The following is a 20,225-nucleotide window of genomic DNA, read 5'->3' on the forward strand; positions in this document are numbered from 1 at the left end:
CTGATTACGCCATTTTGTTTAGCATATCGACCCGAATTTGATGACGGCCGCCATCATAGTTCGCCTGTAAAAATTCTCGAACGATGTTTAGTGCCAGCTCATCGCCGACGATTTTTGAACCGAGAGTGATCATGCGGGAATTGTTGTGCTCCCTTGTCATATAGGCACTGCGCTCATCAGAGACCTCCGCTGCCACCATCCCTTTTACCTTCACCGCTGTAATAAAGCTTCCGGCACCATAACCATCGATCGCTACTCCTAAGCTGCCCTCGTTTTCATTTAAATCATTGGCGATCGCCAACGTGGATTCCACAAAATCCTCCGAAGCAGTTTCACTTTTGTCTACTACAGTAAATCCTTTATTGATCAGATCTTCCTTAATGACTTCCTTGAGTCTCATCCCATCACTGTCTGAACCAATTACTACACGCATTGCTATTTCCTCCTCCTAATAAAGCTCGCTTATTTTATTGAATAATTTTGGTGTATTGCTGATAATAACTCTTCAGCTCTGCTGAAAGAGTAGAATCCGTAAATAGTGCATCAACCTTGCGCAGATCGTAGAAATTATAAAAATCGCTATGATCGAACTTGTTCGCATCAGAAACCAAACATTTCTCAGCGGCGTTGTCCAACACGATTTTCTGCAGCGTTCCTTCTTCAATACTGAAGTTGGACACCTCTGGTCCTTTTAAGCCATTGACACCGACAAAGGCCTTCTTGATCCCGATTTTCTGGACTGCCTCATTGGCGATCGAACCGACAAAAGCACCAGTCTTTTCACGATAGAGTCCGCCGATCAGATAAAGTTCAAATCGTTTGGTTTCACTTAATAAATTGAAAACCGGCAAACTGTTGGTCACAATCCGCAATGAAGACGATTCGATGTATTGAGTCATCAACTCAATCGTCGTCCCGGAACCAAGGAAGATCGTGTCATCTTCTTTAGTGATGTAGGCCGCCGCATTTCTTGCGATGTATTCTTTTTCTCTGGTATGCAGCTTCTTTTTTTCATTATGGGAAAGTTCGTTTGTTTCTATAGAAGATGTGAAAACTTCCTGATTGTTTATTTTCTGTGCGCCGCCATGAACACGCAGCAGCTTCTTCCTTTGAGCGAGCTCTTCCAGGTCTCGCCGAATGGTCATATCAGAAACATCTAATACTTCCTGAATGAACTTCACTGTGATCGTCCCATAGCGATCGCACATGGCCAAGATTGATTGTTGACGCTCTGTTTTCAGCATAGGTTGTCCCTCCACACACTTATAATAAAACATTATCAAACATTTTTCAACAGTATATGTTTATTTATTTTCGTTTTGTGTTGACAAAGCAGATGTAAGCGATTATACTCAACGTGTAAACAAACACAAACGAACTAAGAAAGGAGCTGTTCTGTTTGAAAAAGCTTTTTTTTAGAGAAACAACCTATGTTTCCAACCAGGACACACAAGAAAAAGTTTTCGAAGAAGTTTATTTGGATCTCTTAAACAAACAGTTAGTTACTGAGGATTTTTTGGAGAATCTTTTAGAGCGGGAAAGAAATTATCCGACTGGCTTGGATCTTTCTCCTGTTTCTGAAGGATTGCCTGACATAGCGATCCCTCATACGGAAAGCGAATATGTCAAAACAACTCGAATCATTCCAATCAAATTGAACAAAGAGATCACATTTCACAATATGATCTCGCCTAGCGAGCAACTCTCTGCCCGTTTCTTATTTATGATTTTGAACGAAAACGGTGAAGCACAGGCCGGTATGCTGGCTGATATCATGGATTTCATCAATTCGGTCGATAAAGCTGAGCTCTGTGCGTTTTTCAAGCTTGAGGAAACAGAAGCGATCTATCAGTTTTTAGAGGAACACTTTAACATGGAAATTTCTGCATAATTTGCAGGATAAAAAATAATTTTATTAAGGAGAGTACAATCATGATCAAAATTTTAGCAGCCTGTGGTGCAGGAGTGAATTCAAGCCACCAAATCAAAAGTGCCTTAGAAACCGAATTGAGCAACCGCGGCTATCAAGTGACCTGCGATGCCGTAATGATCAAAGACATCAATGAAGACATGCTTTCGCATTATGACATTTTCGCGCAAATCGCTAATACGGACTTGGGCTTCAACGTAAATATTCCCATTGTTGACGCAGGTGCAATTCTCTATCGTATCCCTGCGATGGCAGAGCCTGTTTATCAAAGTATGGAGAGCGCGATCCAATCGCTGAACAAATAATCGAAAAATGGCTCAATGAACCAACTTGCTCAGCCTATAACCATGAGGGTCGATTCATTGAGCCAGATACAGCTAATCAAAAAACGTCATGTGGAAGACTAGTGAATTTCCACTAGTTCCAAGAAAGGACAAACGAATGAGTACAATTATTGATATCGCCAATCAACTGTTTACTCCTCTAATTAATTTAGGGGCGGCACCATTAATGACCATCGTACTAACTGTTATCGCCCTATTTTTTAAAGTGAAACCGTCACGCGCCCTAGAAGGTGGGATCAAACTTGGGATCGCCTTAACTGGGATCGGAGCTATTATTGGAATTTTAACGACTGCTTTTTCAGACGCAATGACCGCTTTTGTTGAACGTACAGGAATTTCTTTGAACATCACAGATGTAGGGTGGGCACCATTAGCAACCATCACCTGGGGCTCCCCCTACACTCTTTACTTCCTATTGATTATGGTGATCGTTAACATCATCATGTTGGCAATGAAAAAGACCAACACCTTGGACGTAGATATCTTTGATATTTGGCATTTAGCGATCGTCGGCTTGTTCGCCATCTTCTGCGGTGCAAATCTGTTCATCGCCTCTGCTTTGGTTATTTTCATTGGGGTTCTTAAAATTTGGAACTCAGATTTGATGAAGCCGACCTTCAATGATTTATTGAACGCACCTGACAGCAATCCGATGACAACAACCCACATGAATTACATGATGAATCCAATCATCATGGTTTTTGACAAAATTTTTGATAAGGTCTTTCCTTGGCTGGATAAATACGACTTCGATGCCGCTAAATTAAACAGCAAGATCGGCTTTTGGGGATCAAAATTTGCGATTGGTATCTATTTAGGTATTTTCGTCGGGCTGTTAGCTGGACAAACACCAACCCAAATTTTCTCACTCGCCTTCACTGCCGCGGTTTGTTTGGAATTGTTCTCTTTGATCGGCGCCTGGTTCATCGCTGCCGTCGAACCGTTATCTCAAGGGATTACTGACTTTGCCAACAAACGTCTAAAAGGCCGCACCATCAATATCGGTTTAGACTGGCCTTTCCTCGCTGGTCGCGCAGAAATCTGGGCAGCGGCTAACGTTTTAGCTCCAATCATGCTATTGGAAGCCATCATTTTACCAGGTAATAAATTATTGCCGTTGGGCGGGATCATTGCCATGGGTGTTACACCGGCACTGCTGGTAGTCACTCGCGGAAAATTGATTCGAATGATCGTCATCGGTGCAATTGAGTTGCCGTTGTTCTTATGGTCCGGAACATTGATCGCTCCTTTTGTCACTCAAACAGCCAAAGCTGTCGGCGCCTTTCCATCAGGATTAAGCGAATCTGCGATGATTTCTCATACGACCATGGAGGGCCCAATCGAAAAATTCTTAGGCTACTTAGTCGGCAATGCTTCTCAAGGTCAAATTGAATTTGTCCTCTACGCTGCTTTAGCACTGGGCGCTTACCTGTTGATCTTCATCTGGTATGCTCGTCAAATGAAAAAACGCAATGCCGCTTATGCAGCAGAAAAAGAAGAAAAAACCGCTCCGGCATCAGCTAAGGGCAACGTTGCTTATGCTGCTGAGGCAAAATAAAACAAACAAAACCCGGAGAAACGAAATCTCCGGGTTTTGCTTATTAAACGATAGATGTTTCCACATTCTCAAGTTTTTCATAGTACTTCTGTTCGTGCTCATCGGTAATAACTGTCGTCACATCCCGCAGACTATAATAGACAGAAAAATCTCTTTTCCCTATTTTGGAATGATCGATCAGCAAATATCGCGCATCGGATTTGTTTAAGGCAATCTGTTGCGTCTGCCCCTCTTCAAATGTCGATGTCATGATCTTTTGCCCATTTACCGCATTGCAGCTCACAAAGGCCTTCTGAAAGTACATGCTCTCTAACGATTGATCCGCAATTTCGCCAACCAAACACTGCGTTTTCTCCCGCAATTCCCCACCTAACAGATAGAGCTTCCAATTTTTTTTGTGCTTATTCAACTGATCGAAAACCGGTCGACAATTCGTTACAATCCGCAGAAAATCCGCCTGAATACACTGAGCCAATAATTCGATAGTTGTTCCAGGCCCAAGAAAAATAGTGTCGCCATCATTAATTAGTTCACTCGCTCGGCGCGCGATCCTCTCCTTTTGCTCATGATGGATGATTTTTTTGTCAATATGAGAAAGCTCCTCCTGCAGGTAAAAATTTTGTAATTTTGCCCCGCCGTGAAATCGTTCTACCAGTCCTTGTTTCTCTAATTCAGCTAAATCACGTCTGACCGTCATATCAGATACTGCTAATTTCTCCATGACCTCGCTGCTTTGAACTCGCCCCTTAGGTCCAAGCAGCAACATGATCGCTTGCAATCGATCTGTTTTTAACATCCTTATTCCTCGCTTTATACTCAACTGTCGGCTTGGTCTCAAGTTCTTCAGCGATATTGTTTATAGTTAAACAGATTAGTAGACTAATTTTGGAAGTCTATAGCGAAGGCTGCTTCGACTATAAACTTCCAAAATAAGTATTAAATCTCTGCTAAAACAAAATCAACAGCGCCCTTTGGATCACGCGTTAATTTAATATACTCTGCGCCTTTTGTTGCTACGACCTTCACGCCAACTTTCTCCGCATCCTTTTGAATGTCCGTTAAGTAAGAGTTGACCTGCGGTGCCAAGACAATCAAATCAAAATTTTTCATAATATCATAATGCGAACCGTAAGCGCCAGCTTGTGCTTGAATATTCGCGCCTGTTTCCTTCGCGCCTTCTTCTAAGGCATTGGCTAGCATCGCGCTCGTACCAGCACCGGCACATAGCACCAACACTCGCTTGCCATCGCCTATTTTCTCGATCGTATCCTCTGCCAACGCCTCCACAACAGCTGTTCCCGCATCTTGCATCGTTTCAATTCCAGCAGCTTCGGTAGCCTTCAGCTGCGTATTTTTACTCTCCTCTTCAATCAGCACTGCATCATACGCCTTAATGAACGGTAAGTAAATCACTGAATCCACAGCGATCAGCACGAGTGCTAAAACGATCGCCATCACACTGACTCCGGTCCCCAGGACTAACCCGATTGGTGCCGGCGTGGCCCATGGCAAAACATACATAAAGCTATTCATGCTTAATACATCAACAAAGAATTTAAAGATCCAGACGTTAACAATCGGTGCCAATAAAAATGGAATAAAGAAATACGGATTTAAAATGATCGGCGCCGCAAACAAAAGCGGTTCATTTACTGCAAAAATGACAGGAACGAACGAGGCCTTTCCTACGGCTTTCAGTTGTTTAGAACGAGCAAATAGTAAGAATAAGAACGGAACTACTAGCGTCGCACCGGTACCACCCATTGTTCCAACGAAATTTCCCATACCAACAGTCAAAACTTTGGAGGCCTGTTCGCCGTTTTGGAATAGCATTAAATTCGTTTCAACATTCGCATAAATAATCGCTGCGATCGCCGGCTCCACGATTGACGGACCGTGTACCCCAACGAACCAGAATAATGCCATCGCTCCCCAAATAATGGCGATTCCTAGATAACCGTCTGCTGCTGTAAATAGCGGCTGCAAAGCAGTAATCGCTGTATTAGCAAACGAACCTTGAAAGACATTGCGGAACAGCAAATCAATCAAAACGGCACCAAACACTGCAAAAGAGAAGGGAATCACATCACGAAACATTTGCGAGATCGTCCCAGGAACTTCCTTCGGCATTCTGATCGTAATATCGCGCTTAACACAGAATTTATAGACATTTACTGTGAGAAAGGCGGCAACGAATGAAGCCAACAGTCCTTTTGTCCCCATAAAATCACTGGCAAAACCGCCGTCGATCTGCTCTACGCTCAGCATGAAGAAACCAGCGATCGATGCCAACATAACAGACACTTCATTGATATTCTTTCCATCTTCCAACCGACGATTTATCGATCCCGCTAAACAACGTGCTGTAGTCGCAGCTACTAACAAACCAACGATTCCCATTGAATAGCCATAGACCTTCCACAGCCAAGTCGAGAATGCTTCTGGTAAAGTTACTCCGAAAACTTCAGGAATTGCAGCGATCATGATAAAAATACTAGAAAATAAAATGGCTGGCATGGCTGTTAAAAAGCCGTCTCGTATAGCACCTAAATAAATATTTCGGGAAATTTTTTCAAAAAATGGTTTTCCTTTTTCGATTTGTTTAATAATTGCATTCACCTTACTCCATCTCCTTCTTCATTTTTACTTTTGATACTTCTCCTTATAAAGCTCAATAAAATCCTGTACTAAATCTCTTAACAATAAAGTGGTCATTAAATGATCCTGTCCATGGATAAAAATAAATCCAATATCCAGGTTGCTGCCTGCCGCTTCATCCGCTAATATTTTCGTTTGCGAATTATGCGCCAATTTCAGATTTTCATCAGCGTCCTTTAATGCGTCTTCGACATTTTCAAATTTCCCCTGACGCACCTCGCTTAGCAGCTTCATCAATGTGCTTCTCGCGTCGCCTGAATAGGCCACGATTTCAAAGCCTAACATCTGTAATTCTTCCTTATTCATACTCTTTCCCTCCTACAGCGATGTATCCCTTTTCATTTCAATTAGCTGATAGATGCAATCAAGCGCTGATTCCATCTATCGCTTTACTAAATAATCGTTTTCGTTTCACTAACAAACTTATACCAATAGGCTGATTCTTTCGGATAACGCTTTTGTGTTTCAAAATCAACATAGAATAAGCCATAGCGCTTATTGTATCCATTGGTCCAAGAGAACATATCCATCAATGACCACAAGAAGTAGCCTTCTACATTGACTCCATCTTCGATTGCATCACTTAACGCTCCTAGGTATTGACGTAAATAATCAATTCGCGGCGCATCCATGATAACTCCATCCTCGAAATCATCCTTGTAGCCCATCCCGTTCTCGGTGATATAAATTTTCTTGTAATGCGGATACTCCTTTTTGATTCGCATCAAAAGATCATACAACCCATCAGGATAAATCAACCAATCCCAATCAGTTCTCGGAATATCATCGCGATAAACGCGTTCAGCGATCCCGTTCACCCGGTACACCGAAGTTCCTTTGTCGCCAGTCCCGTTGTGATAAATTTCATTCGGTCCTTTATATGCTTTACAAAAATGACTGTGATAATGATTGATTCCTAAAAAATCATTGCGATGAGACGCTTTTTCCATCTCAATGTAATCCTCTTCTAAAAACTCATACGTTGCATTTTGGGCTTCACAAATTTCGTCTAATGCCCCCTGCAGTTCCTCCGTATAGCGTCCAAGATACGTAGCCTCCAGTAAAAATCGGATGGACAAAGCATCTTCTAAAAATGCCGCATGCTTGTCTTCTTCAGAATCTGAATTCGCGTATTTTGTTTCTAATGAATGGACGACGCCGATTTCTCCAGCATACCCATTCTCTTTAAAAATGTTCACGGTTTTGGCGTGAGCCACCATCATGTTGTGAAGACACATAATAATCTTCGTAAAATCAAATTTGATCCCTGGTGGGAAAACACCGAGTAAATACTGATTCGTAGCGACGGGATAAATTTCATTAAAGGTGCTCCAATACGCCACTTCAGTAAATTCTTCAAAGCAGAATTTTGCATAATTCGCAAACGCGTCAATATTGTCGCGATTTAGAAAATCATTTTGATCAAACAGAGCTTTTGGTGTATCAAAATGATGCAGCGTTACAAATGGAATAACGTGATGCTCCTGACACTTTTTAAAAATTGCATGGTAGTAATCAATTCCCTCTTGATTCGGTTCACCTGTACCCTTTGGAAAAATACGACTCCAAGCAATCGACAGACGCAAGCCATTTACCCCGAACTTCTCACATAATTCAATGTCCACTGGATATTGATGATAAAAATCACTCGCTGGATCGGGACTGAAGCGGCCCTGTTCAGCTAAAAAATCATCCCAGGCTACTGCGCCTTTTCCGCCTTCTTTGGTTGCTCCTTCACATTGATAAGCAGCTGTTGCTCCGCCAAAAATAAAATGTTCTGGTAATTTCTTCATTCGTTTCTCTCCTCCATCAAACTAAAGTAATCGTTGAATATGAATCGTAAAATAAACTTTTTCTCCAGCATGTAGCTTTAATCCCGTATTCTCTACAATGATCCGATACATTTCCTCTGCCACACTGTAGGCTTCTGGGTAATCCTTTTTCAAATCCTCTTCCATCTTCTCCGCAAATTCATCGACTCTTTCTTCTTCCGTTCGTTCCAGCATATAGCGTAAATGAATCATCAGGCGATCATAAAAATTTTGCGTTTTTTCTGTTCGAACAATGTTTCGTTTTCGTAAAGCTTCTTCAATGATCTGCATGACACGCTGCTGCTCTTCATACGCATCTGCCGGCGTTGTGACAGGCTCCGGCGTTTTTCCTTGAGCATTGATAAAATGAATACTAATGTTTTTTAGCTCATCTTCTGGAAAAGCGATATCTAACCGCTCTTTGATGATTCGCAGGCCATCTTTAGCAATCTGATATTCTTTGGGATATTGTTTACTAATATCCGGTAAAAAACTATTTTGATATTCTCCCTTCATCAATTTCTTGTAATTCCAATAGATGTGATCTGTTAATGTGACATAAATATACTCTTGAACAGAATACTGATAATTATGGATAGCGTTTTCAATAATTTCATAAGCAGTTGTAATAAAATCCAACGGAACATCCTTTAATAAGAAAGAAAAATTTTGTTTTGATTCTTCACTCTTTAGTACAAACAGATTTTGAATTGCATCCTCCGACAGCAAGTCGCCCTTCTTCTTCTGAAAAACCAGTCCCTTTCCCATTGCAATCGCCTGTTCATGATTCTTTTTTACGATGGCAATGTTGTTGTTCAACACCTGAACTACTCTGTACATTTTTTTCACCCCACTTCTACAAAAAAAACCGCAAACAACCGATTGATAGACCAATCAGTTACTTGCGGTTTTTGCCTAATTCAATAGTAACAATCCACTAATATTTCGATTTCACTAATAGGATAGCACCTTAAAATACATTTGTAAACACTTTCAGACAAAAAATGTTTATTTTTTTTAGTTAAGAGAGTCGCTTTTTAAAGCAAAGCCTATAGAATCGTACAAAATCCTCTTCTAATATACCGCGAGAATGAGTGAACGGGTTGACATTCTCCGCGCCTAAACAATCAAAAAACAAACATAAACAAACGGAATGTACATGAAAATTTTATTTCTCAAATGAATGTATGAAAGAAAAGAATTGCTGGAAAAAAACCTTTGAAATCTTTTGATAGAAGTTTCAAAGGACCAGATAGCTTTTTAAACAATATACTTTTCTTCTTTTTCAATTTTTTCATAATGCTTCTGTTCGTCTTCATCTGTAATTACCGCGGTAACTTCTTGTAAATTATAATAGACAGAAAAATCTTTCTTTCCAATCTTTGAATGATCAATCAATAGGAAACGTTCAACAGAATTATTCAAAGCGATTTGTTGCGTCTGACCTTCTTCAAACGTGGAGGTCATGATTTTTTGTTCATTGAGTGCATTGCAGCTAAAAAAGGCCTTGTGAAAATTCATGTCATTTAGCGATTTATTCGTAATTTCACCAACAAAACATTGGGTCGTCTCCCGCAGCTCTCCGCCTAATAGATAAATTTTCCGATTTCCTTTATGCTTGTTCAATTCTTCAAACACCGGCAGACAATTCGTCACGATCCGCAATGAATCTGCTCGGACAATTTTTGACAATAATTCAATCGTCGTTCCTGGACCAAGAAAAAGGGTGTCGCCATCATTGATCAGCTCATTAGCCTTTTCGACAATACGTTGCTTTTCCTCCTGGAGCATGATTTGTTTTTCCGTATGTGAAAGCTCAACGTGACGATAAAAATCCTTTAATTTCGCACCGCCATGCACCCGCTCTAATAATCCTTGTTTCTCTAATTCATCCAGATCACGTCGAACAGTCATATCGGAAACCGCTAATTTATCCATGATATCGCTCACTCGTACCGTTCCGCTTACTTCCAATAACGACATGATTGCCTGAAATCGATCCGTTTTTAACATTTCATCCCCTCTTTTCTGTTTAAGACTATCAAATTCTTAAGTAAAGTGCTAGAGTGATTTTTCTTGCAGTACATTTCTTTAAAGTTCAAATGGACATGCGATGCCTTCAAGGTTTCACAGAAAATAGGCCTTGAATTCAAGGCCTATTGTGCTAATTCAAAAACAAAGTAGTTGATGTCCCCGCGATATTTTGATATCGAGTATTCTACAGGCACTCGATTCTCAGAAAATCCTTGCGTATGGAAATAGAACATCGGATCGCCCTCTTCAACATCTAGCAAATCACTAATCGTTTCGTCTGATTTGATCACCTCCAATTTTCTAGTGACGGTTCTAATCGGATAGCCCATCTCTTCAAAGACCTGATACATTTTTTCTTTGGTAAAATCAACCTGCTGAAAATCGGGAAACCGTTCATATGGTATATAACTAGTCACTAGAACAACCGGCTTCACCTCAGCGTAACGCAAACGGGTTAACTTATAAACCGCGTCCCCCTGCTTCAATTCTAAATTTTCAGCGACTTCTTCACTAGCCGCGACTTTTTGGAAGTTTAAGACTTTTGTTTTAGGGATGATTCCTTTTCTGCTCATCTCTGAATCAAAACTCTCAATCACATGGGTGAATTCCTGCTGGATTTTATTCTTTTTAACGATTGTGCCTCGTTTTTTTCGTTTTTCCAAATACCCCTCGTCCACCAACGCCTGTACCGCTTGACGAACAGTCGGCCGGCTAACACTGTATTGTTCAGCCAGTTCCATTTCTGTGGGAATGAGATGATTTTCTTGGTAATCGCCATTTTGAATTTTTTCCAGTAAGTCCATTCGAATTTTTTTATGCAACGGGATATTCATAAGCTACCTACTCCTCAATTAATTGTGTTTATTATACCATAATTATTCTTCCCAATAACGTATTGGTGTAGCCAAAACGGCTTCAGCAGTTTCCGGCAGCTCAATCATTTCATCTTTTAATAGAACAATACTTTGACCCGTCTGACACGTTTCTCCGGCAATCGTCAGCTGGCCAGCTATAATTGTCAAAATACTGGCTATTTCCGATTTGTTTTCTACAATTTGTTTTCCTTTCAAGTGTTGAATACTGAATTCTCTTTGGGCAAATGTGTTGCCTGGCGGAAAGGTTCGCTTTTCTACTTGTTTTTCAGGATGCAGCGTTTCAATAGCCTTTTCGATATGAAGCGGCCGTTTTTTCCCATTCTTATCTATCCGGTCATAGTCATAAAAACGATACGTAATATCTGACGATTGTTGAATCTCATAAACCAGCGACCCCTTTGTCAAAGCGTGAATCGTACCTGAAGGAATATAGATCAACTCATGCTTGGCAACAGGATACTCTTTTAGAATTTTTGTGTACTCATTTTTCTTCGCTGCTTCTAAAAGAACCGATTTTTCAGGAATTTGCTGCTCAGCATAAATCCAGCCTTTTTCAGGAGGCTGAATGAAGTACCACGCTTCACTCTTTCCATATGGCAGCTGTTCCACGCTTTGAGCATAATCATCAGTAGGATGAACCTGAATGCTGAGGTTTTCATCACAGGCTGTAAATGAAATAATCAGAGGATAAACGTCACCTGTCTTCAGTCCAAATTTTTTTGGATCCTCTGCGATTATTTCACTAAATGTTTTTTCTTCGTTCACTACAGGACAATCGATCTCAGATACGCCGCTTGCTGAATAGACAGAACCGATCTTATCTATCTGCTGATCACCGTAATAATCATGCAGTCGTGGTGTCCCCCATATGCGTTCTCGAGATTCTGGTTTTAAAATATACATGATGCTCCTCCTATGCTTTTCATTATTTTGTAAAGAAAAGAAGACGCGTTTCATAAGAAACACGTCTCTTGTTTAAAACACACCAATCACAACACCAATGGCAGAAATAACCGTCAAAACAAGGATCACTTTTGTGGCTGTCATCTGTTTAGATGTCAGTAAATACCAAGCCAGCAAGACCATGACTAAAGGCAAAACATTAGGAAAAATCCCATCCAAAACATTTTGCAGCTTTTGCACCTCATCACCCATCGGAATTTTTATTTTAGTCGTCAACGCGATGTTGGACGCTGCCAACCCGCCTACTACCATAATCCCTAAGATATTGAACGCATCAGTAATTCGTTTCGCATTCTCTCCGATAATGACATCAATCGCGCTTACGCCTAAACGATAGCCATTCATAAAGCACAAGTAAGATATCAATGGACCAATAATTCCATAGCTTACAATGTAAAATATTGGCCCTAAAGCATTTCCTCCAGCAGCTAGCCCCATCGCGATAGAAAGCAATATCGGCACGATAATTCCTTGGATGATCGAATCACCGATCCCTGCCAGTGGTCCCATTAAGGTCGTCTTAATATTTACCGGCATTTCTTCTGGGACATCACCGCCAATAGCGATCTCCTCTTCTAATGATGCGACAATTCCGTTTATCAATTGTCCCGTCTGCGGTTCAGTATTATAGAACATCGAATGCCTAAGGAGCAATCTTCGCTTGGCATCAGCATCATTTTTATAGTACTTTTCGGCAAATGGCAAGTACGAATAGGCCCAAGCATGTGCTTGCAATTTTTCATAACTCATCGATGATAAGTGAGTAAAGCCCCAACGTTTCCATATTTGACGCAATTCTTTTTTCGTTAATCGATTCTCCATCTATTTTTCCTCCTTTAAAACAGGTCGTCGTCCTCGTAAGCTGCTTCATTTTGCTCAACTGATCCATTCGTCGTAGCGACAAGCTTGCTGTCGCCGCTGGATTTTCCGGTGCTTAAATAAACCACATAAGCCACCATCGCCGCAAGAAAGACTAAAGCAATCATGTTTAGCTTCGCAAAGGCCATTAAAACAAAGCCAGCGAAAAAGAACACTAAATGAACCTTTTCTTTGACTACTATCCCCATCAGCATCGCAATTCCTAAAGCTGGCAACACGCCCCCCAGAACTGAAATAGTATCCGTAACAACCTGCGGCACATTGTTTAATAGCCAATCAACTAAGCCTCGACCAAAGAAAATAGCCGCAAAAATTGGAACTGCTCGAAGAAAGAAAGTGGTGATTTGCGGATAAGCAATATGATTAAGCATAATCCCTCGATCATCATTTGCTTCAGCTGCGTTTTGTGCCCGTGTATTCCAAAAAGAGTACAACGCCATACGTGTATTGTAAAAGATAAGTCCAAAGGTTTGACCAATTAGAATCGATAGTGTCACCGCAACCGCAGGCTCTCTTGTCGTAGCCAGCGCAAGCCCTATTCCGCCATACGCAGCATAAGTGATCTCACTATTTGTTGCGCCGCCGGTTGATAAGTTCGCAATGAACACAGCCTGCACGGCTAATCCGCACAACACTCCTGCTTTAATATCGCCAAAAGCAATCCCCACCAAAAAACCTGCTACCAGAGGGCGTCCTACAACATAAAACCCACCACTCATTCCAAATAACCACGGGCTTTCGATCGCCCCTAAATAACAAAAAATTCCGGTCAATAACGCTGGTAAAAACAAACTGCCATCCATCTTTTATCCTCCTTATTCATATTAATGTATTCATTTTTCAAAATTCGAAAAATGAGTTTGATTTTCATGCCGTATACCATTCCACTAGGTGTTCTTTTCCCTTGTGTTACTTTTTGCGTTTTTGTCGTTTTTAACAAACACTCTAGCTAATTTGTTAATGAATCATACTTCGCCTTCATGATTTTCCATGGTTTCGATTCGTCATCGGGCAAAAGCTGGAAGCCGATTTCAATGCCTTGCTGCTCCATATAATCAAACGCCTCATAATCTTTTTCATCGATAGCTACTGTTCTGCCTAAGACCTTTGCTCCTTCGCGGGTATTCATCGGTCCAACGTTTAATTTTCCGCCAAAATCCACACCTAATCGTACAAGCTCCGCAAAGGTTTGGGGCGAATTACTGATTAAGAAGAAATCCTTTGTCGAATCTTTTCCTTTCGGGATACTTTCTACCGCTTGCTCTGTAGTGTAAATCCCTAGCTTCAAGTTCCCGGCTGCAGCCTTAAGTACCTTTTTCCGCAGCTCATCTTGCGCGATGTCATCACCTACTACCAAAATCCCTTGTACGGATCGCGCTTTCGTCCACCTCGTAGTAGTTTGACCATGGATCACACGATCATCGATTCTTGCTAAAGTGATTGTCATAATTGCTTCCTCCTAAATTAAAATAGTAAAAAATAATTCCTATCTATAACACTCAAAGAATGCTTCGATTACGTTTAAAACTCTATATCCTCTTCAAAGGTGTCATTAACGACTCCTTCGATGCCGCCTCTTCCCATTTCTATGGCGATTTCTGTGATGGCTTGCAGGTCCTTATTTGATAGATTAAGACCGGCTTCAATAACCATCGGCAAGTTCATTCCAGCAACTAGCTGTACCCGATTCTCGTTTGATAAATAGTATTTGTACGCTTCGTTATATGGAGTTCCTCCTTTAATATCCGTCAAAATCAAGACATCCTCCGCCTCTAATCCTGTTAACACCTTGTTCAACCGTTCAGAAAAATCTTGAATACCCGTATCTGTCAAACTAACTGCGGCAATATCTTTGTTTTCCCCAGCGATCATCTGGTAGCTGGAGATGAGCCCTTGGCAGAGCTCTCCGTGACTTAGTAGTAGTAGTTTCATTCTTTGCTCCCTCTCTTTATATGTAATTACATTTTATTTTATGTCATAACTATAATTCCTATAGTAAGCGTTGTCAATAGTTTTTTTATCATTGACAAGCGAATAAATATGCTTTACTATTTTTTATGTAATTACATATACAGGAGGGATTTTATGAAAAGCTACACGATTGACCAATTAGCTCGTTTTATCGACCACACAAACCTAAAACCAACTGCCACTAAAGAGGATATGAGGATTTTGTGTAATGAGGCGAAAGACTATCATTTTAAAATGGTCGCAATCAATCAGGTTCAATCTGAATTATGCAGCCGCCTGCTAAAGGCAACTGATGTCAATATCGGAGCGGCAATCAGTTTCCCATTGGGGCAAACTTCAATCGAATCAAAGGTCGCTGAAACACAGGATGCCATCAAAAATGGTGCGACGGAAATCGACTACGTTGTCAATATCACCGAAGTAAAAGAAAAGAACTGGGCCTATCTGCAAACTGAAATGGAACAAATTGTATCCGTTTGCCAAAAAAATAATGTAATCTCCAAAGTGATTTTTGAAAATGCTTATCTTGAAGATGCTGAAAAAATCGCTTTATCTAAGATTGCCAAGACTGTAAAACCCGACTTCATCAAAACCTCGACTGGCTTTGCTCCATCTGGGGCCACTTTTGAGGATGTCAAATTAATGAAAGAAAACGTTGGACCAGATGTAAAGGTGAAAGCTGCGGGCGGTATCCGTGATGCGCAAACCTTCAAAGAAATGATCGCTTGCGGTGCAGAACGCATTGGTACCAGCTCGGGTATTCCTATTATTGAAAGCCTAAAGAAAGAAGCGATTGATGGGAAAATTACTATCTGAGGGAGTAAGAAAATGAAAAAAATCGCGATTACAGGGGCTAATGGGTATTTAGCTTCCTTGATCCAATCTGTTAATCAGACTCATTTTGATTTTATCCCAATTACTCGAAAGGAAGTTGACCTAGCCGATCCTGAAGCAGTAACTCGCTTTTTTGAGCGCATGGATTATGATTTCGTCTTTCACGCTGCTGCTCGAACACAAACTTCTGATTGTGAAGCAAATCCACGCGACACGCATAAGGTGAACACGGAGAGTGCGATTACTATTGCCAAAGCTTGTCATAAAAAAGGCGCACGCTTTATTTTTTTAAGTACCGAACAGGTCTTCAATAATCGAACCGAGAACCTCCCCTTTAAGGAGGATACGCTTGTTAACAGCAGCTCCGTCTACGGGCAGCAAAAAATCGAAGTCGAGAATTTTTTAATTGAAAATCAGATAGATTCCGTGATTCTACGTCTTTCTTGGATGATGGGACTCTCATCCCCTGGTATCAAAAGCAGTCCCAACATCCTCACCAATGTAATGAAGGCGATGTTTTTTCAAAAACCAACAATGTTTACTGTCAATGAGTGTCGCGGGATGACCTACGCGAGCAATTTAGCGGAACAATTCGACAAAATCATTCATTTGCCAAAGGGCATCTATCACTTTTCTAGTCAAAATGAGCAATCAACTTATGAAGCCGCAAAGAAAATCGCTTCGATGCTTGGCTTTGACGACGATGGAATCGATCTGTATATCTTGCCGGATAACTCACGCTATGCTGATCGTTTTAGGAATTTGCGTTTGGCCACAAATAAGATTGAATCCCATGGTATCAATGGCTCTACTTTTGAAAAAGATGTCCATAAGTGCTTGTCTGATTTTGGCTGGCTAAATTAAGCCGCAAACCTGACCAATCCGCCTTGAAAAAAAGATACGCAAAAAGGCCGAACGCTCCTCCACTTTCATAATTGAAAGTAAAAGAGCGTTCGGCTTTCATTTTGTTAAGTATTTTTGAAAAAGACTTTACGTTTGTTCTTTTTTTAGTCTCCGCCCGCAAACACCTCATCGCGATTGTAGATCGGGCTGTGATCCTTCAGATCTTCTAGCGTACCGACTTGCTTGCCTTTTGAATAGTAGCCATCCAATAATCCCAACGATTGGAAAATCGTTTGTTTGTATGCAATCTCCGCATTCCATTCCGTTGTATCCAGAATTTGCAAGGCTTTATGGATCGCTTCGATTCCTGTTTCACCTGGAGCGCTGATCAATACACCGTGACTGTTCAACAGCAGCATATTAGGCAGCTCAAGCTTCTCTTTTTCCATATAATTCGAGACCAGCTCTGCTAACTCAGGCGAGCAGTTCGGCTCAAAGCCAAGTACCGGAACATACCCGATTTTTTGTGTGGCTTCTGTTAGGTTTGGCATATCTAGGCCAGCTGTAGCCCAAAACATTGAATTTGGGGCATGGGCATGCAAGACTGCTTTGATTTCAGGATTGGTATCATATACCGCCTCATGTAAATTGATTTCTCGTGTCAGCTTTCCAACACCGTCGATCACTTTTCGCGTATGAGGCTCCACCACTAAAATTTGTGCCGGTGAAACTTCGCCCAGATAGGCCTCCGACATCATTGTTGGTGTCATAATAATGTATTCTTTTCCGTTTCTATCTGTCGTTTTAAATGAAAAGTTGCCTCCTGCGACATTTGTGTTCTTTCGTGCAAAAATTAATTTCACAATCCGCGCTAAATCTTCGCGCTCTCTTTCAAAAATCATCCGTCCATCTGACATAGTCGAGACCACCTTTTCTATTTTTTGAATATTTTCTTACTTTTAATCGCTATTTGTGCGGCACTTCTAATCTGCATCGCTTCCTGGTATTTTTGCCTGCGACGTTCATCATACTCCTTGAAGAGTACGAGATTGCCATATTTATAAACAAGGATCGCTAATCCAATGGCGATAAAGTTAAAGACCAGTTGCTGGGTCATGAAGGCTAGGATAAAGCTGATGACCGCAAGAAACAAGACAGCGAACCATTTGGTTTTTTCTTTATGCTCTTTTCTATTCTTCATTTACTTTACCTGCCTTCAATTATTTTTATTACCCAGCCACTTTCATGCCTTTGACTTTTTTATCTGCTGCTTCTTCATATCTTTGACTAGGAACTTTTGCTTTTGTCATGTATTTATACAGCCAGACAAACATTCCGACAAAGACGATAGCACCAACAATCCCTAAGATGTTGCCTTTAAACGCTTCTGCAAATAGGATTCGGAATTCGGGTCCTTCAATAGAAGACCATGTGATTTGCTGCCCTTTTTTGATTCCTTCAACCGCGCCTGTCTTATCAGCCAATCCTGTCAAGATAGGTGTTAAATATGTTGCTGCATAAAGATAGATCGGCATCGAGATGACACCCATGATCAGCATTCTGACCAGGTTTCCGCCTGTTAGCAGCAAGCCGCCTACAGCGATGGAATAATTGATGATCCCCGCCAATGGTAAGACTGCGTTGCCTGGCAAAATGATCGCATACCCGATAAATACAGGGACTAACAGAATCGCAGTAACCCAAATTTCAGAGCGCCCCGCTAAAACCGGCCAGTCTAACCCAATGTAAACTTCACGATCCTTGAAACGCTTCTTCATCATTTCAGACATAGCATCTGCCAATGGAGAAAGTGATTGCATAAACATTTTAGAGATCATTGGGAACAGAGCCATCGCTGTCGCAATTTGAATCGCCAAGTTCAATGAACCTGACACTCCGTAAGCCGCCGCTAATCCAAGTCCTAAACCGATGATAAAGCCCATCACAGAATTCTCAGAGAAAACCCCGATTTTTTTCTTCAAGGCTTTTGTATCTGCTCGTCTATTAAAGAAAGGAATCTTATCCATGATCACATTAATCGGCAATAATAGAACCGCCGAAATATTCATCAGGTGAGTAACCGTTACCAAAGGAATGCCGGTCAGGTCTTCAATATGACGTTGGAACATATCCCCCATTTTTAATTCCAAAATAACTTGAACGATCGCCGTAGCGAATCCAGCCAGTAAGCTGCCGCTGATAAAGTAGACAAGATAAGCTGTCAAAGCCTTTCCCCAAACATTCCACATATCGACGTTTAATGTCTTCGTCCAATTCAAAATCAGCATCACAAAGTTCACGCCAAGAACGACCGCGAAGAAAACAAACGCATATGACCAAGACCACGTGATACTCGCCGCTCCTGTCCAGCCTAAATCTAAGGCTGGCAAATTAAGTCCTGTATTTTTCGCTAATGCTTCTGACGCTGGACTTACAGCATTAGACATGAACCCAATGACCATCGACATCCCGGTAAAGGCGATTCCTAAAGTAATCGCTGACATAAATGCCTTTTTGAACTTCATCCCGGCAATAAGTCCTAAAATCAAAATGATCAATGGAACGAAAATAGCTGAACCTAACCCTAAAATATAGTTAATGATATCCTGAAATATTTGCACACTTCCCACTTCTTTCCTTATTAAATTTTCTGTTCCTTATTCAACTAATGCTTTGATGTCATCGTAAATCTGATCCGCACCCATCCCTGTTAAAAATGGAATACCCGGAAATACCTTCACACCAAGCTCCTCAGCCTTTTCCAGCACTTCATCATCTGGCTGTGCAACATAAACATAAATACCCGTAGATGGCAGTTCGCTTTGAATCGATTTGTAGTCGACTGCCTCGACTGGGAAATCGATGCCATCATCTTCCAATAATCCGGCGATCTTACTAGCAATTGTTTGACTTGTAGCTACTCCGCTTCCACATGCAACGATCAATCTTCTTTTCATTTAAACTTCCTCCAGCTTCTATAAATTCATTTATTAAATCTTCTACTTAAATATGTTGTGTAAATAATTGATAGATGTTCTTTTCATCCTGTTCCTGCATAAATGCTTGAACGAACTCCTCTTTCATAAATAATTCCATAAACGCCTGCAGCAATCCGACCTGTCCTTTAGGGTCCTTAATCCCAAGAAAGAACAAATTTTTGACCCCCATTTCTTGACTGTCTCCCATTTGCTTGACCTTCACCTCATTTTTCAGCCGGGCAATATAAACAAAGGGCTTCTCAATATATTCAGGATCCGAATGCGGCAATGCAATATTCAGATGCTGCGTGATCAGACCTGTTGGAAATCGTTCCTCCCTTGCAGTGATACCGTTTAAATAGCCGTCGTTGACAAATCCTAGTTCTTTTAGGTGATCCGCAACCTGTTCAAATACACGCTCCTCACTCTCTCCTTCTACCTCGAGACTAATCAACTGCTGATCAAACATTTCTTTGTAGTCCACGAATCGTCTCACTCCTTTCAATTTCCTTTTTGAAACATTTTGTTAAACTTTGTTAAGATGTGT

Annotated in this window: 24 protein-coding genes; 5 read left to right on the forward strand and 19 right to left on the reverse strand. The window is 41.1% G+C overall.

Going from position 1 to position 20,225, the window contains the following annotated elements; translation table 11 throughout:
* Window positions 1–4 precede the first annotated feature (4 nt).
* Window positions 5–433, reverse strand: coding sequence for a galactose-6-phosphate isomerase subunit LacA (gene lacA, locus IGI67_RS23805; protein WP_207108109.1), 429 nt, complete (start codon window positions 431–433; stop codon window positions 5–7).
* Window positions 434–467: 34 nt separating this feature from the next.
* Window positions 468–1,244, reverse strand: a complete 777-nt coding sequence (locus tag IGI67_RS23810; protein WP_207108108.1) for a DeoR/GlpR family DNA-binding transcription regulator — start codon at window positions 1,242–1,244, stop codon at window positions 468–470.
* 155 nt (window positions 1,245–1,399) lie between these two features.
* On the opposite strand from IGI67_RS23810, the gene IGI67_RS23815 reads away from it, so the two are divergent.
* The 3 genes from IGI67_RS23815 to IGI67_RS23825 all read left to right on the forward strand — a co-directional run bounded on the left by IGI67_RS23815 (window position 1,400) and on the right by IGI67_RS23825 (window position 3,832).
* On the forward strand, window positions 1,400–1,891 hold the full coding sequence (locus IGI67_RS23815) for a PTS sugar transporter subunit IIA (protein ID WP_429959586.1): 492 nt from the start codon (window positions 1,400–1,402) through the stop codon (window positions 1,889–1,891).
* Between the two features lie 41 nt (window positions 1,892–1,932).
* Window positions 1,933–2,235: a PTS fructose transporter subunit IIB gene (locus IGI67_RS23820; protein WP_429959587.1), complete on the forward strand. Its 303-nt coding sequence runs from the start codon at window positions 1,933–1,935 to the stop codon at window positions 2,233–2,235.
* Between the two features lie 136 nt (window positions 2,236–2,371).
* The gene (locus IGI67_RS23825) at window positions 2,372–3,832 is read left to right on the forward strand and encodes a PTS galactitol transporter subunit IIC (RefSeq protein WP_207108105.1); all 1,461 of its coding nucleotides are present in this window, start codon (window positions 2,372–2,374) and stop codon (window positions 3,830–3,832) included.
* Window positions 3,833–3,875: 43 nt separating this feature from the next.
* Here IGI67_RS23825 and IGI67_RS23830 read toward each other — a convergent pair whose 3' ends face one another.
* The 12 genes from IGI67_RS23830 to IGI67_RS23885 all read right to left on the reverse strand — a co-directional run bounded on the left by IGI67_RS23830 (window position 3,876) and on the right by IGI67_RS23885 (window position 14,984).
* Complete coding sequence (locus IGI67_RS23830) at window positions 3,876–4,628, reverse strand: DeoR/GlpR family DNA-binding transcription regulator (RefSeq protein WP_429959588.1); 753 nt, start codon at window positions 4,626–4,628, stop codon at window positions 3,876–3,878.
* A gap of 140 nt (window positions 4,629–4,768) precedes the next feature.
* Complete coding sequence (locus IGI67_RS23835) at window positions 4,769–6,451, reverse strand: PTS lactose transporter subunit IIBC (RefSeq protein ID WP_429959589.1); 1,683 nt, start codon at window positions 6,449–6,451, stop codon at window positions 4,769–4,771.
* 24 nt (window positions 6,452–6,475) lie between these two features.
* Window positions 6,476–6,796 carry a PTS lactose/cellobiose transporter subunit IIA gene (locus tag IGI67_RS23840; RefSeq protein WP_207108102.1) on the reverse strand — a complete coding sequence of 107 codons (321 nt, stop codon included), beginning with the start codon at window positions 6,794–6,796 and terminating at the stop codon, window positions 6,476–6,478.
* A gap of 86 nt (window positions 6,797–6,882) precedes the next feature.
* Window positions 6,883–8,283 carry a 6-phospho-beta-galactosidase gene (lacG, locus tag IGI67_RS23845; protein WP_429959590.1) on the reverse strand — a complete coding sequence of 467 codons (1,401 nt, stop codon included), beginning with the start codon at window positions 8,281–8,283 and terminating at the stop codon, window positions 6,883–6,885.
* Between the two features lie 21 nt (window positions 8,284–8,304).
* Window positions 8,305–9,141 carry a PRD domain-containing protein gene (locus tag IGI67_RS23850; protein ID WP_429959591.1) on the reverse strand — a complete coding sequence of 279 codons (837 nt, stop codon included), beginning with the start codon at window positions 9,139–9,141 and terminating at the stop codon, window positions 8,305–8,307.
* A 420-nt stretch (window positions 9,142–9,561) separates the two neighbouring features.
* Window positions 9,562–10,314, reverse strand: coding sequence for a DeoR/GlpR family DNA-binding transcription regulator (locus IGI67_RS23855; protein ID WP_429959592.1), 753 nt, complete (start codon window positions 10,312–10,314; stop codon window positions 9,562–9,564).
* 143 nt (window positions 10,315–10,457) lie between these two features.
* Window positions 10,458–11,168, reverse strand: a complete 711-nt coding sequence (locus IGI67_RS23860; RefSeq protein WP_207108098.1) for a GntR family transcriptional regulator — start codon at window positions 11,166–11,168, stop codon at window positions 10,458–10,460.
* Window positions 11,169–11,210: 42 nt separating this feature from the next.
* Window positions 11,211–12,113 carry a class I mannose-6-phosphate isomerase gene (locus tag IGI67_RS23865; RefSeq protein ID WP_429959593.1) on the reverse strand — a complete coding sequence of 301 codons (903 nt, stop codon included), beginning with the start codon at window positions 12,111–12,113 and terminating at the stop codon, window positions 11,211–11,213.
* Between the two features lie 72 nt (window positions 12,114–12,185).
* A complete protein-coding gene (locus tag IGI67_RS23870; protein WP_207108096.1) occupies window positions 12,186–12,995 on the reverse strand; it encodes a PTS system mannose/fructose/sorbose family transporter subunit IID in 810 nt (269 codons plus the stop codon).
* A gap of 14 nt (window positions 12,996–13,009) precedes the next feature.
* Window positions 13,010–13,855: a PTS mannose/fructose/sorbose/N-acetylgalactosamine transporter subunit IIC gene (locus IGI67_RS23875; RefSeq protein WP_207108095.1), complete on the reverse strand. Its 846-nt coding sequence runs from the start codon at window positions 13,853–13,855 to the stop codon at window positions 13,010–13,012.
* Between the two features lie 146 nt (window positions 13,856–14,001).
* On the reverse strand, window positions 14,002–14,499 hold the full coding sequence (locus IGI67_RS23880; protein ID WP_207108094.1) for a PTS system mannose/fructose/N-acetylgalactosamine-transporter subunit IIB: 498 nt from the start codon (window positions 14,497–14,499) through the stop codon (window positions 14,002–14,004).
* A gap of 74 nt (window positions 14,500–14,573) precedes the next feature.
* Window positions 14,574–14,984, reverse strand: a complete 411-nt coding sequence (locus tag IGI67_RS23885; RefSeq protein ID WP_207108093.1) for a PTS sugar transporter subunit IIA — start codon at window positions 14,982–14,984, stop codon at window positions 14,574–14,576.
* A gap of 153 nt (window positions 14,985–15,137) precedes the next feature.
* Between IGI67_RS23885 and deoC the strand changes: the two genes are divergently transcribed.
* Together deoC and IGI67_RS23895 are read left to right on the forward strand one after the other, a co-directional pair.
* A complete protein-coding gene (deoC, locus tag IGI67_RS23890) occupies window positions 15,138–15,839 on the forward strand; it encodes a deoxyribose-phosphate aldolase (RefSeq protein ID WP_429959594.1) in 702 nt (233 codons plus the stop codon).
* A 12-nt stretch (window positions 15,840–15,851) separates the two neighbouring features.
* On the forward strand, window positions 15,852–16,721 hold the full coding sequence (locus tag IGI67_RS23895; RefSeq protein ID WP_429959595.1) for an SDR family oxidoreductase: 870 nt from the start codon (window positions 15,852–15,854) through the stop codon (window positions 16,719–16,721).
* Window positions 16,722–16,864: 143 nt separating this feature from the next.
* On the opposite strand, the gene IGI67_RS23900 is transcribed toward IGI67_RS23895, so the two are convergent.
* From IGI67_RS23900 to IGI67_RS23920, 5 genes are read right to left on the reverse strand one after another with little or no spacing between them, the layout of a single operon-like run.
* Complete coding sequence (locus IGI67_RS23900) at window positions 16,865–17,617, reverse strand: class II aldolase/adducin family protein (RefSeq protein ID WP_429959596.1); 753 nt, start codon at window positions 17,615–17,617, stop codon at window positions 16,865–16,867.
* Between the two features lie 17 nt (window positions 17,618–17,634).
* Complete coding sequence (locus IGI67_RS23905; protein ID WP_429959597.1) at window positions 17,635–17,901, reverse strand: hypothetical protein; 267 nt, start codon at window positions 17,899–17,901, stop codon at window positions 17,635–17,637.
* A gap of 28 nt (window positions 17,902–17,929) precedes the next feature.
* Window positions 17,930–19,321, reverse strand: coding sequence for a PTS transporter subunit IIC (locus tag IGI67_RS23910; protein ID WP_207108088.1), 1,392 nt, complete (start codon window positions 19,319–19,321; stop codon window positions 17,930–17,932).
* A 36-nt stretch (window positions 19,322–19,357) separates the two neighbouring features.
* The gene (locus IGI67_RS23915; RefSeq protein WP_207108087.1) at window positions 19,358–19,657 is read right to left on the reverse strand and encodes a PTS sugar transporter subunit IIB; all 300 of its coding nucleotides are present in this window, start codon (window positions 19,655–19,657) and stop codon (window positions 19,358–19,360) included.
* Between the two features lie 46 nt (window positions 19,658–19,703).
* On the reverse strand, window positions 19,704–20,162 hold the full coding sequence (locus tag IGI67_RS23920; RefSeq protein ID WP_207108086.1) for a PTS sugar transporter subunit IIA: 459 nt from the start codon (window positions 20,160–20,162) through the stop codon (window positions 19,704–19,706).
* Window positions 20,163–20,225 lie beyond the last annotated feature (63 nt).

Origin of the sequence: Enterococcus sp. AZ196, assembly GCF_050498845.1 — a bacterium.
Taxonomy (GTDB): domain Bacteria; phylum Bacillota; class Bacilli; order Lactobacillales; family Enterococcaceae; genus Enterococcus_A; species Enterococcus_A murrayae.